Genomic DNA, 13,191 nt, shown 5'->3' with positions numbered 1-13,191 from the left:
TCTCATTTTCTCAACGTTAAGCCGCGAGGATGATTGGTACCGTGTACCTGACTATGGCAGTTCATGCAGCTGCCGCCACGCACACGCAGGTCTCCTTCTGGAATGTCCACTTGAGCGTGCGGCACTCGATGGCAGTCCTGACACAGTTGAGGCATGCGTTTGTCCAACATCGCACTATTGATGGAGCCGTGCGGGTTATGGCAATAACTGCAGTCCTCAGACACCGGCTCATGCTCCCACAGGAAGGGGCCGCGTTTTTCCGCATGGCATTGATAGCAATTTTCGTTGATATCCACCTGCTTCAAACTGGCTTCGTTGACTGACTGGTGCGGCTCATGGCAGCTCGAACAGCTCATGACCCCATCCCGTATCGGATGGCTGGAACGCTTGTGCAGCTGAGCTTTAACCTGGCTATGGCAGCCGGTACAGGTTTCTACCTGTGTTGCTTGGTTAAACATGGGGTCTTCAGCCTGATGCAGCTTATGGCAGCTCGAGCAACTAACATCTTCGAACGCATGCACGCTCGAGTGCCAGTTCCTCTGAGCACTGCCTTGGTGGCAAGACAGGCAAACGCTGTTTTGCTTGCTGGCAGGAACGGGGGAATCGTCACCAAAGGTGATCATGGGCTCACGCGCATTATCCCCCCTCGGGTTACGGTGGTGGTTTCCCAGCGGGCCATGGCAAGCTTCGCACTGGCGATCGCTCATCGGGCCATGGGAAACCCCCAGGCGGCCGTGAACATTGTCGAAGATCCCCGTCGCCGGGATCTCTGAATCCTTGTCATGGCAACGCAGACACGTCTCAGTGCCATCGCGTGAATAGCGTCCATCCTGGAATTTTTTATCCAGCTCAGCCTCAACGGCTTCACGGGGATCTCGGCTTTCAGTGTCGGCAAAAGCCATCATGCTGACCAGCATGATCAGGATCCCGCTTGCTGCCCACGACCACCACTTTCTCTTATTCATTTTATAATCCTTCCAAGGCGTTCTCAGCGAATCTGGTTTACTGGCGGAACCGGTAGACATCATGGACAACGTCGACACCGACATCCTGCCCGACCGAGTGACAGGTCGCACACTGCTCACTGCCGGTTGCATCAGCGGCACTGTCTGCGGCAAACACGGCGCCGTTCCTGAGCATATGCGAAATCGCGCCATCGCCTTCAGCCGGACTATCGGGATTGACATCCCCCAAATTGGATGCCAGGTGACAACTACCGCATACCACCAAGGCAGGGCTGAAGAACTTGTTTTCTCTCGCATCACCGGCCGCCACGCTAGCAACCGAAGGCCGGATGTTTGCCTGATTCGGCAGGTTGTACTGCGAGGCGGTATGGCACGCTTCGCAGTTAGCGAGATTGCCGGGATAACTAGACTCCCCGCTGCGCTGCGAGCCAAATCCGTGGAATGAATGGACATGGTATTTCAGATCGCCGGGGATCCCTGGGTAGAATGCCGCTCGTGTGGCGTTATGACAGCTGGCACACTGCTCGAAGTCCTTGGCTGAATGCGCTTGTCCCGCCGGACCATAGAGATGTACGGTCAGATCCTTGTGGCAACCGTTGCACGATGCTAAATCTGCGCCAATCGCGGTTTTTTCATTGACGGCGCCGCCACCGATATCAAAAGCGGCCCAGACCGCATTGGCCGCTAGCAGGTACTCGGTGTCCCTATCATTCTCGAGCGAACTGTCATCACAAGCGATCAGCGCCGGTTGCTCGGCTTTTCTGTCGGTACACAGCGGCATTTCAGCATTTGTCACAACCAATACCGAGCCAGCGGTAGGTTTAAGCGCTGTTTCACCGTTCGGGAAGGCCTTCTTACAGAGAAACTGTCCATCCCCCATCGCGCTACATTCTTCGGTCATATTGATCCGGACGCGATTGGCGGTATAGCTGATCTCAAGGCCGTTGCCGTTATTCCAGTTAACCAACAAGTAGGCAGAACCGTGGCGGATAAACGGGGCGATATCTGCAAATGACGCGACGCCCTCCCCGTTGCGCGTCAGCGTGATCTCTATTTCGAAATCCGGGTCGCTGTAGCGGGCCGAGTTAATCGCCAATTCCAAGGTATCCCTTCCTGCCTGCATCGCCGCCAGCCGGCCTCCATGGACAGATTGCACCGACCTTCCACCGGCATCAACTCCGTGGCAGCCTTCGCAGCGGTCATTGGATGGGAAAGCACTTGAATGTGAGTTGCGCACCGTATGGCAGGCCCCACAGGCTTCAGCAGTTGGATGATTGAACCAGTTATCGGCATCGGCCGTTGTATCGGAGACATCCTTGTGGCAGGTATCGCAATTCCTGGCATCCTGCGGATACGGCGAGCCCACCAGCTCTGGCTCAGCCTCTTCGCCCCCCTCATCCGGGATCTCAAACACATTACCGTGCTTGTCATGGACAATGACCGCTAAAGAGCGACGGGTTGAGTTGGGGTTACTGTCGTTGTGGCAGGCTGAACAGATTTGCGGCTCTACCCGGTTTGCCGGCGCGCGAGTGCCATGAAAAGGAGCCTCGCCCATGTGGCACGTGGTACAGCTTGAATTATCCAGGATATCCCGCGACAGCGGTGCCGAGCCACCGGAAGGAACCCAGTCCAGGGTATAGTTAATGACAGGGATATCCGAGAGCGCATCGCCATAGCGAATGGCAAAGCGGTGAAGAACATCCGGCTCCCACTCAATCACTGCCGCTTCTGCCGGTGCTGGTTCTGCCGACAGTTGGGCGGGGTCAACCACTTGGGTAACGTCTACCGAGAAGGTATAGCGATAACTGCCTGCCGCCAGCACCTCAAAGACCCCGCTGGATTCAAAGTTTGGCTTGGCATCGGCTGCTGGAGACTGGCTCCCAAAGATAAAGGTTTGCCAAAAGCTATTGTCACCGGTGCTACGCCCCTCGCTTACCTTGAGGACGGCGAAACTCAAACCGCTTTCAGGGTCGAGTTCAAATGGTGCTCCCGTACCGTCTGTTGCCGTAAACTCAACCGACAGCAAGCCGTTCTCATTCAGAACCGGTGTCTGGGCATCGATGGATATATCATTCGGATCCGGCGGTGGAGAATTCTGATCGCTTCCTTGGTTATCACAAGCTTGAATCAGGCAGATACAAATAAAAGCTAATATAAATCTTATAACAATCATCAGATTAACTCACACTAGCGGATTGAAGGGTTAGCTTGCACTCCATGGGAGATAGCCTGGGTCCATAACTTCTCGCAAGGCTTGGCAAGCAAATAAAAAATATAGCTATTTATCGCTGTGTGTTTGGCTGAGAATTTGATGACATCAGGGTTAATCCCCCGAAAATAGAAGCAAGTGTCTGATAAAAATTACAAATAACCCTGACTCAATTTTAAGAACAATCCATTAATCGCAACAGCTTTCTCAGCTTCCCCCTTACTCTCACTCTCTGTAGTCATTGGCGGGATTTGAGCTTCTGTCCTATCTTTGATGACAAAAAACCATCGTGACAGTGTCGCGTTCGAAGGAGTACATCATGAAAGTGTTGAAACAACCCTTTGCACTAACCTGCCTCATTATTATCGGTGGCTATTGCAGCCATGCCGCTGCGGTCAGTGATGAGCTAGTGAAAAGTTGCGATGCTTGCCACGGTACTAACGGGGTCAGTAAAAACACCAACATCCCCTCTATTGCCGGGATTGCCGAATGGAACCTCAGCGATCAGATGCTGCAATACCTCGATGGCCGCCCGGCCAAAACCGTTAACCATGTCCTTGGGGATACCAGCAAAAGTGGCAATATGAAAACCGTTGTCGAAGGGCTGAGCGAGGATCAAATCAACGATCTTGCCAAATATTACTCATCCAAACCTTTTGTCAAAGCCAAACAAACGTTCGATGGCAACAAAGCGGCTGCGGGCAAAGAGGTACATATGGCCAGCTGTGACAAATGCCATTCGAAAGGTGGCAGCGACCCATTCGACGAGGCCTCTATCCTCGCAGGCCAGCAAAAAGGTTACATCCTGCGCACTATGAATGAGTACAAGGGTGGCCAGCGCCAAGGTGACAAAGGTATGGTCGATGCAATCAAAGCCCTGAGCGCTGATGATATTTCAGCGCTGGTTGAGTTTTATGCCAGCCAGCAATAAGCAGGAGTGACAGGCCGTGACAGATTCCAACAAACCCAGCAGCTCACTCTGGCGTAAATTGCTATGGGGCATCCCTGTTGGGGCGTTCATTGCTTTCGTTCTGGGTATAGGTGCAATGGCTGCCTTTCACTGGACGATGGACTATACCAACAGGAACCAGTTCTGTTATGGCTGTCATATCGGCATGGATACCATCGTCGAGGAATACCAAGCCTCGATTCATTTTAAAAACACCAAGGGGGTGGTCGCCGCTACGTGCAGCGACTGCCACGTCCCCCGTGAATTCGTTCCCAAAATGGCGCTGAAAATTGGCGCGACTGGCGATATCTTCCACATGATGCGCGGCACCATCACGCTGGAGAACTTCGAAACAGAACACCGCCCGCGGCTGGCACAGAAAGTGACCGACGAGTACAAGGCCAATGACTCCAAGCAGTGCCGTTATTGTCATGATGTCAACAAGATGGATTTCGAAAACCAGTCACGCAATGCCAGCCGCCGCCACCAGACTATGGCGGAACGAGGGCAAACATGCATCGACTGCCATGCCGGTATCGCCCATGCGCTGCCCAAGCCAGCAGCGACGGAAGCCGCTGCCGAATGAAGTAGATACTCACCAAAAAGTTAAATAGCTAACATTTTTTCGGTACCCGGATTGCGACTCGTATATCAGTGCGCTACCGTGAACATATCTATTTAGTAGCATAACAAGGATTTTCATGCGTCGTGTCGTCTTCAACCAAAAAGGCGGGGTTGGTAAATCAAGTATTACTGCCAACCTTGCTGCAATCAGTGCAGCCCAAGGGTACAAGACACTGCTCATCGACTTAGATGTCCAAGGTAACAGTAGCCATTATCTCGGCTTCGATATCAATGTCGACAACAGCAAAAATATTGCTGAGCTACTCAACCAAACCGTGGGCTGGTTCTCGGTATCGACGCCGATCAAGTCCTACCCACAAGCGACTCCATTCGACAACCTAGACATTATCCCCGCCAGCCCGAAACTGGAAAAAATCGAGTCTGAGCTCGAGCGCCGTTATAAAATCTATAAACTGCGCGACGCTCTGGATGAGCTGGACAAAGAGTACGACCGTATATACATCGATACCCCGCCGAATTTGAATTTCTTCAGCAAGGCCGCCCTTATTGGTGCTCATAAACTGCTGATCCCGTTTGACTGCGATAGCTTCTCCCAACAGGCATTGATGACCTTGCTCAACAATGTGGCAGAGCTGCGCGAGGATCATAACCCCAAGCTTGAAGTGGAAGGGGTGATTGTCAATATGTTCAATGCCCAGGCCAAGTTCCCAGCTAAAATCATCGAAGACTTAAAAGATATCGGCTTGCCGATCCTTGAGCCTTACCTGCCGCTTTCGGTCAAGATGAAAGAATCGCATTATCACCAACAGCCGCTAATCCACCTGCTGCCGAACCACAAACTCACCCAGTCATTTAGCAATCTTTTTGCCACGCTGGAGCAAACGGAAAAAGCCACAGTCAATTAACGCCTCGTCCATAGTTATCAGGCAGTTATCATTGTAAGCCAGCTTGTTAGCATAATGACAAGCTGGCTTAACTTTATCGTCAGGCAATATGAAAAAGCTGGAGAGGGAAAGTCACCTCGGATAAAAGTGATTGAAATCACACTTTTAACCGCCACGGCGGTGATAAATAATCCGCCGCGCTCAAAGCATAAGCAAACAGTCACCATAACTTAAAAAAGCCAACTCAAACACTTGCACGAGGGATCATCACTCGCTAATATGCTCCTCGTTCCCACGGGAATGCAGTACGACCGTAGCTCAGCTGGTTAGAGCACCACCTTGACATGGTGGGGGTCGGTGGTTCGAGTCCACTCGGTCGTACCAACTTCTAGCTTTAATCTAGAACACAATTTGCGTCTGTAGCTCAGCTGGTTAGAGTACTACCTTGACATGGTAGGGGTCGGTGGTTCGAGTCCACTCAGACGCACCATCTTCAATTTGATTGAAGATACAGTACGACCGTAGCTCAGCTGGTTAGAGCACCACCTTGACATGGTGGGGGTCGGTGGTTCGAGTCCACTCGGTCGTACCAATTTCTAGCTTTAATCTAGAACACAATCTGCGTCTGTAGCTCAGCTGGTTAGAGTACTACCTTGACATGGTAGGGGTCGGTGGTTCGAGTCCACTCAGACGCACCATCTTCAATTTAATTGAAGATACAGTACGACCGTAGCTCAGCTGGTTAGAGCACCACCTTGACATGGTGGGGGTCGGTGGTTCGAGTCCACTCGGTCGTACCAACTTCTTACTTAACCAAATAAGAAGTACAAATTTGGGTCCGTAGCTCAGTTGGTTAGAGTACTACCTTGACATGGTAGGGGTCGGCGATTCGAGTTCGCCCGGACCCACCAAATTCCAATAAACGCACTACCTCATTGAGGCTCCCAAGCGTTTATTAGGGCGATTAGCTCAGTTGGGAGAGCACCTCCCTTACAAGGAGGGGGTCACTGGTTCGAGCCCGGTATCGCCCACCACTTTCATAAGAAGCAAAAGCCTGCTCATTGAGCAGGCTTTTTTGCGTTCAAACAACTGCCCTCCTCTCATTTTCCTATTCCGCTCCAATCGCCATTATTGTTACCAACGCAACAAAAAAATCGCTTCACAAATATACTTCCGTTCAACATTTTGCTACTCGCATAACTGCCACCTCATCAGTTCAACCAGTCGTATTTTTGGACAACCTCTCGTAAATAATTGAGTCAATGTTGCCTCAGAACCATTCCCAGCAACAATGCATTACCAACAAATCAACAATAATATTGATAACGCTCTCATTATTAGGAGCCGATATTTGCTTCACCACGATATAAAAAGTAACAATAAAAACAAAATAAAATCAAAATGTTTGGATATCAACAAAGGTTATAAGATGAACATTCTCAAACATAAAAAAAGTGCGCTTGCTGCATTCGTTTCTTCACTGATGCTTACCCCATCCCTACAGGCCGCGACCGTTTACCAAGCCGACAACGGTGATTATCTCGCTGTCTACGGTGAAGTCGGGATCGGCGGACATTTCGGAGCTGACTTTGAATCTGGCGAGTTTTACAAGGATCAAAGCTATATTGATGACTCGTTTGCCACGCTCGGGGTCAAAGGCCGCAATGGCGAGATCCTTTACCGACTGGAGTTGGATTACGAGCGCGAGAACTGGAAATACGGTTCCGGCGACATGGTGCTCAGCATCGACAAGCTATACCTTGGCTGCGAGTTCAATGATCACCACTACATTGAGGCAGGCTTGACCGATACCGCGTTTGATGACTACGACAAATACGGCGATTTTACCTTTGATACAACGGTAGAAACCGGTGAAGCGGGCGATCAGGACGCCACGGTAAAATATGAAGGCCGCTACGGCGATATCAAAGTTGGGGCTTCTTACAGCTACGATTCCAAGTCCAGCTCCGGCTCCCCGCTGGGTGATGTGGTTAACGGTTACGCTGGTTATTTCGGCAAAGTCTTTTCTATCGTTGTTGGTTTAGAAGGCCGCGGTGGTTCCGAGGGTGAATCTAAATACGGTGAACAACGCCTACTCGGCTTGGGCATGCGCCTAGCTGTCACCCAAGATCTTACATTGGGCTTCAATGGTTTCCTTGAGCAAGAAGATATCGCCCAGGAAAAAACAACGGTTGATACCAGCGATCCAAACAACAAAGTGTACCGCTATAACGATTACCAAACCCTCGATCATGAAGGGGCTTTGGTCTCCGCCAAATATAACCTAACCGAGCAATGGCAAGTGGTTGGCTCGGCGAACTATGAAGCCTATGAAAACTGGGACAAAGACAGCGAGTACTGGGACGGTAAAGACTACAGCTGGGGCAGCAGCCGTACCTGGGGCACCCTGGGTGTGAACTACAAACCAACTAGCTCATCGGTACTGGCTATCGAAGGCAACGTCGGTGAAGCCGCCCAAGATGTTTACGCCTACGCACGGGTTTATTTCTAATTCTCACCAATAACTAAAAATAAAGAGTCAAATTGCTATGAAAAACAAAATAACATTGGTTTCGGCAGCAATTGCTGCTGCCCTCGCCGCTCCAGCCATCGCTGGCATTGACGATATTATTATCTCTGAATACGTAGAAGGTAGCAGCTATAACAAGGCTATCGAACTGACAAATACCGGAGAGACCGACTATACCTTCGATGATTCTGTTGGCTTGTACTACGACAGCGGTAAGTACATCAATATGATCTACAGCGCAGATAAAGCATCAATCCTGAAAGGCTTGACTATTCCGGCCAAAAAAGCGGTTGTTCTCGCCCATGGCAAAGCGAGTGCAGAGCTCATTGCAGCAGTTACGAATAATGGCGCCTCCCACCTTCTTTCACCAACATCTGGCTACAACGCCATGGGCTTTAACGGTGACGACGCTGTAGTACTGGCCAAAACAACCGACCCTCGCAACAACATACTCGATATCATTGGCATTGCGGAAGAAGATAACCTCTGGGGCGCTGATCGCACCCTCCGCCGTTACCAAGGCAGTGAGTCGCAATCACCAACATACGAACAGGCAGACTGGTCTCAGTTTGGCAAAGATGACTTCTCCGGCCTTGGTGATCCCACCTTGGAAGAAAAACCTGCCGAAGCAATCGATACCACCATTGGTGAAATTCAAGGCAGCGGTTTCCGCTCTCCACTGCTTGAGGACGGCGAATACCAATCCGCTGATCGCTACCGCGTGACCGGCGTGGTCTCGGCGGTTGCCAACTCGTTAGTGAAAGGCTTCTACCTCTATGCCGACGATGGCGACAGCCAAACCTCAAACGGCCTGTTCATTGCCACCACTAATGAACAGCCGCAGATTGGCGCCACAGTGACGGTGACGGGCAAGGTACAAGAAAATTACGGCATGACCCAACTGGCTGCCGATGGCTGGGAAGTGGGCTCTGAAGCTATCTCTGTACCTGCAGCGGTTGATCTCACCACAATTGCAATCGACGACGATGACTTTGAGAAGACCCTGGAACGACACGAAGGCATGTTAGTTCGCTTGCCAGAAGACATCGATCTATACACCCCGAATGTCAAAGACGACATGCGGGTTTCTCGTACCTTCAGCTACGATTATGATAGCCGACGCAACAACATGGTACTGGCTTATAAACGCCCTAACATGCAGCCGAACCAAGAAAACATTGCCGGCAGTCAGGGCTCAAAAAATCAGGCCGCAGAGAACGACAACTTCCGCTTATATGTCGACAGCGACAAGAAGCCGGGCAATGGCGAAATCCCCTACTACCCGAATTTCAAATCGGACCCGGAAAACAACTACATCCGCATCAACGACAGCGTTGTTGGCCTAGAGGGCGTAATCCACTTCTCCTACGGGGATTACCGTCTGATCCCGATGAAAGAAGTTGATAACACTAACTTCATTCACAATACCGATCGCCAAGAGCAGCCGGAGATCAGCGAAGAAACAACCTCTGATGCCTTTGCCATTCGCTTGGCGACCCAGAATGTCCTTAACTATTTCAACTCGCCATACGGCGGTGCGGAAAACCAGCACGGTGATAACCGTGGTGCCGAAAGCCAAATTGATTTTGAACGCCAGCAGGCCAAAATCGTCGAGGCCATCTATGGTCTCGATGCCGATATCATTGGCCTGATGGAAATTGAAAACAATGGGTTTGGGGCTTACAGTGCCATCACAGAACTAGTTAACGCAGTCAACGAAAAGTACTACTACGAAAACTACCAAGACCGCAACGAAGCTAAATCAGTCCACAACAAATACGTATTTGTTGGCTTCGATTCAAACGGCGATGTGGTGCTGGATGAGTACGACTCTGTAGGTGGTGATGCTATTACCTCGGGGCTATTGTACCGCCCAAGCAAAGTCGCACTGGAATCATCGCGCATTATTGAAATGCCACGCCAGGAAGCCCCGATCATTGCTTATGAAAATGGCCAGCCGGTGACCGACGAAAATGAAGAGATCCGCGAAAACGGTAAGAACTTCCAACGCAATACCGTTGCTGCCACCTTCCGCCTGCTCAATACCGGCAAGAAACTCACTGTTGCGGTTAACCACCTGAAGTCGAAAGGCTCAACATGTTGGGAAGACTGGCAAGGCTGGCAATCATGGGATAAGTTCAACCCGGAAAAAGATGATGTCAGAAATGATGACTTCCAAGGTTCATGTGAAAACTTCCGGGTTGCCGCTGCTGTTGAATTAGGTGAGCAACTTGCCAAAATGGGTGGCGATCAAGTGGTCATGGGTGACTTCAACTCCTATGCCAATGAAGATCCGATGCTGGTATTGACCACGATCCCGAAATACTTGCCTGAAGGAAAAACCATTCGCGCTGCGCGTGATACCTTTATTGGCTACAAGCCACAGTTTGGCGAAAATGGCGCGGAAATCACCAAATCATATGGCTTGATCAATGCCGTTGAGATGATCAATGACAAGATTGAAAAAGAGACCCACCAGAAACATGCTGTTTGGAGTTATTCCTACAATGATGAAATCGGCTCACTTGACCATGTCCTGATCACTTCATCATTGTCAAAACGTGTTATCGATGCGACGGACTGGCATATCAATGCCGCTGAATCACCACTGTTTGATTACAGCAGCAAATACAAGAGTAGCTCTTGGGGTAACAACCCTTTCTATTCGCAAGATCCTTACCGCTCTTCAGATCATGACTCTGCCATTATCACCCTAAGCTACGGATATGGTGAAACCGCTGGCGAGCCAGTACTGCTGGCGACAAAGAGTGGCCGTATGGAAGTGGCTTACCCTATTCCAACCAGCGAGGCAAAAGCAGGTGATGTGGCAAGGATCCAATTTTCGCCGGCACCTGCCGATATGAGCAAAGTAACCCTGCCGGAGGTAACACTGACAGAAGACGGTAAGCATACGGTATCGTTTGATGTGAACGGCATCGATACGGGCCGGTACACGATGACCATGTCCCTGGTACGCCCAATGAGCTCCAAGGCCACTGCGACACCAATTACCAATGCCACGGTGACCATGGATGTTGAAGTGGTTAAACGCGACTCACTTGAGCCTAAAGTGACGGAGCCTAGCTACGATGGTTCTGGCGGCTCTACGGGATGGTTTGGCCTGCTGTCTCTGATGGGCCTAGGCTTGTTGCGCAGAAAGCGTAAATAGCATTAGCAAAAAAGACAAAGAGGCTGAATTCAGCCTCTTTTAATTTATTCCAAGTCACTTCACCGTTAGTTAGGGATATCGCCTTCTGCTACCCAGCGGTTCGGCAAATCGCTGTCGCATAAAATCTCATCGATATCTTCAACCCGGCACATAAAAGCTTTGCGGACCTTACCTATCTTACTGCTATCGACAACCAAGATCGTCTTCTGCGATTGGCGCATGGCCTGACGCTTATAAGGCAATTCGGTCAGCGCATAGCAAGTCACACCCTGCTGCGGATCAATCCCCGCCGCCGAGGCAAACATCAAGTCAAATCTAAGATTATCCAATTCAGTTTGGGTCGACAGAGGGTAAAAGTGATTACATTTCGCATCGAACTGACCGCCGCATAATATTGGCTTACAGTTGGGCTTGCTTTTTAAGGCCAAGAAAATATTCAGCGAAAAACACACCCCGGTAAAGGCGATTTCATCATCGATGGCATGGATAATATGGACTGTGGTTGTACCGTTATCAAAGAACACGGTGTCATTGTTGCTGACCCTCTGGGCAGCCAGTTTGCCCAACGCACTTTTCTCGCTGACATGATTTTCATTCTGCTCGATGAGCCTATATTCCGCGCCGCTCGTACCTGATTGTTTATTGATAATATAACCACCAATAACACTCAGTGTGGGATGAGGCAGGGTCAAGTCTCGGCGCAGGGTCATTTCAGAAACCGCTAGGGTTTCTGCGGCTTTCTTCAGGTGTATTTTATCTTGGCCTTGCAGTAATTCAGCCAATTGCCTTAGGCGCTTTTCCTGTTTGGTTTCCGTTTTCATGCTTCCTGCTAATATCATTTTTTTATATCTAAGTAGCTAGGACGTATTATAACTGACCACTCAAGGCAGCATAGAACATTATCTGCAATCTTCACTCCCAGTCGCTTGCTGACGTTCCAACAGCACCGTCCAATATGTAAGATAAATCACTGAAAAAATTATCTTTCATGAACTAGAATAACTATAACTTCGGCCATAGCAGGTAGCACGATAGCAAGAATAAACAGCACTCAACACATTGCATTTACCAAAAGGAATTAGGTTAACAATGAATCATATTCTAGACGTTACAACCTCACTGCTCGCCTCTACTTATCGCTGCTGGCAAGGAACAGTGGCAGATACAACAACCGAGCAGCCAACGCAAACGCTCATGCTGTTTGACCAAGAGAATAATGCCGAATGCCGACAGATTCGCGAAGCGCTGACTAAGCTGAATTTGGATATTCTCATTGTTCCCTGCCCCAAAGGCGGCAAGAATATCGGGGCACTGAAAACCCAATCGGGTAAAGGTGATGACATCCGGCCACCGGTTTTTGTTGATAATAACCAATCCAAAGCCATGTATGGTGCGAAGTCTATTCTAAAACACCTTAACCAACATTATGGTTCGGTAAGTACATCGACTTCCCTACTTGGTAGAGTCACAAACCAAGTCAGCTCAACGCTGGCTTCAAGTGTTCGGTTTAATACGGGAACGCATGCCCAACCATCACATCAACCCCAGCTGCCGTTGATATTGTACAGCTTCGAATCCAGCCCGTACGCCAGGCTGGTGCGCGAAAAGCTGTGTGAATTAGAGCTGAGCTATATTCTGATTAACCTTGGCAAACAGCAACTCTCAGATATGGGGCCAGCAAACATGCGGTGGAGCCTCAAACCCTACCAACCGCTGCCCAATACCAAACGGGATGAATTCTTCAAGCAGTACGGCAATGTGCAGGTTCCTTTCCTGATGGATCCCAATACCGGAGCTGCCATGTTCGAATCGAAAGATATTGTGGCGTATCTTGAACAGACTTACGGGCAGTAAAAAAAGAAGCCGTGTCGAAATCAAGCACGGCTTCTAGTTTGCAGCA

9 protein-coding genes and 7 tRNA genes are annotated in these 13,191 nt (G+C 50.0%); 13 read left to right on the top strand and 3 right to left on the bottom strand.

Annotated features, from left to right (window positions below; all coding sequences use genetic code 11):
• Positions 1 to 2 precede the first annotated feature (2 nt).
• Together PTW35_RS07420 and PTW35_RS07415 are read right to left on the bottom strand one after the other, a co-directional pair.
• On the bottom strand, positions 3 to 965 hold the full coding sequence (locus PTW35_RS07420; protein WP_281027146.1) for a DmsE family decaheme c-type cytochrome: 963 nt from the start codon (positions 963 to 965) through the stop codon (positions 3 to 5).
• 37 nt (positions 966 to 1,002) lie between these two features.
• Complete coding sequence (locus tag PTW35_RS07415; RefSeq protein ID WP_281027145.1) at positions 1,003 to 3,138, bottom strand: OmcA/MtrC family decaheme c-type cytochrome; 2,136 nt, start codon at positions 3,136 to 3,138, stop codon at positions 1,003 to 1,005.
• 355 nt (positions 3,139 to 3,493) lie between these two features.
• Between PTW35_RS07415 and PTW35_RS07410 the strand changes: the two genes are divergently transcribed.
• The 12 genes from PTW35_RS07410 (at position 3,494) to PTW35_RS07355 (ending at position 11,291) form a co-directional block, all read left to right on the top strand.
• Complete coding sequence (locus PTW35_RS07410; protein ID WP_281027144.1) at positions 3,494 to 4,105, top strand: c-type cytochrome; 612 nt, start codon at positions 3,494 to 3,496, stop codon at positions 4,103 to 4,105.
• Between the two features lie 115 nt (positions 4,106 to 4,220).
• The gene (locus PTW35_RS07405) at positions 4,221 to 4,709 is read left to right on the top strand and encodes a NapC/NirT family cytochrome c (protein WP_281027458.1); all 489 of its coding nucleotides are present in this window, start codon (positions 4,221 to 4,223) and stop codon (positions 4,707 to 4,709) included.
• 115 nt (positions 4,710 to 4,824) lie between these two features.
• Complete coding sequence (locus PTW35_RS07400; protein WP_281027143.1) at positions 4,825 to 5,613, top strand: ParA family protein; 789 nt, start codon at positions 4,825 to 4,827, stop codon at positions 5,611 to 5,613.
• Positions 5,614 to 5,899: 286 nt separating this feature from the next.
• Positions 5,900 to 5,976 (top strand) — tRNA-Val (locus PTW35_RS07395).
• A gap of 29 nt (positions 5,977 to 6,005) precedes the next feature.
• Positions 6,006 to 6,082: transfer RNA gene (locus PTW35_RS07390), tRNA-Val, on the top strand.
• A 25-nt stretch (positions 6,083 to 6,107) separates the two neighbouring features.
• A tRNA-Val gene (locus tag PTW35_RS07385) sits at positions 6,108 to 6,184 on the top strand.
• 29 nt (positions 6,185 to 6,213) lie between these two features.
• Positions 6,214 to 6,290: transfer RNA gene (locus PTW35_RS07380), tRNA-Val, on the top strand.
• Positions 6,291 to 6,315: 25 nt separating this feature from the next.
• Positions 6,316 to 6,392 (top strand) — tRNA-Val (locus tag PTW35_RS07375).
• 34 nt (positions 6,393 to 6,426) lie between these two features.
• A tRNA-Val gene (locus PTW35_RS07370) sits at positions 6,427 to 6,503 on the top strand.
• A gap of 47 nt (positions 6,504 to 6,550) precedes the next feature.
• Positions 6,551 to 6,626 (top strand) — tRNA-Val (locus tag PTW35_RS07365).
• A 395-nt stretch (positions 6,627 to 7,021) separates the two neighbouring features.
• The gene (locus PTW35_RS07360) at positions 7,022 to 8,104 is read left to right on the top strand and encodes a porin (protein ID WP_281027142.1); all 1,083 of its coding nucleotides are present in this window, start codon (positions 7,022 to 7,024) and stop codon (positions 8,102 to 8,104) included.
• A 37-nt stretch (positions 8,105 to 8,141) separates the two neighbouring features.
• Positions 8,142 to 11,291 carry an ExeM/NucH family extracellular endonuclease gene (locus PTW35_RS07355; protein ID WP_281027141.1) on the top strand — a complete coding sequence of 1,050 codons (3,150 nt, stop codon included), beginning with the start codon at positions 8,142 to 8,144 and terminating at the stop codon, positions 11,289 to 11,291.
• A gap of 65 nt (positions 11,292 to 11,356) precedes the next feature.
• Here the strand turns inward: PTW35_RS07355 and deoR are convergent, their stop codons facing one another.
• A complete protein-coding gene (gene deoR, locus PTW35_RS07350; RefSeq protein ID WP_281027140.1) occupies positions 11,357 to 12,112 on the bottom strand; it encodes a DNA-binding transcriptional repressor DeoR in 756 nt (251 codons plus the stop codon).
• A gap of 268 nt (positions 12,113 to 12,380) precedes the next feature.
• On the opposite strand from deoR, the gene PTW35_RS07345 reads away from it, so the two are divergent.
• The gene (locus tag PTW35_RS07345) at positions 12,381 to 13,145 is read left to right on the top strand and encodes a glutathione S-transferase N-terminal domain-containing protein (protein ID WP_281027139.1); all 765 of its coding nucleotides are present in this window, start codon (positions 12,381 to 12,383) and stop codon (positions 13,143 to 13,145) included.
• Positions 13,146 to 13,191 lie beyond the last annotated feature (46 nt).

Source organism: Photobacterium sp. DA100 (assembly GCF_029223585.1).
Lineage (GTDB): Bacteria > Pseudomonadota > Gammaproteobacteria > Enterobacterales > Vibrionaceae > Photobacterium.
The sequence above is the reverse complement of the archived record's forward strand: the minus strand, read 5'-3'. Positions and strand labels throughout refer to the sequence as shown.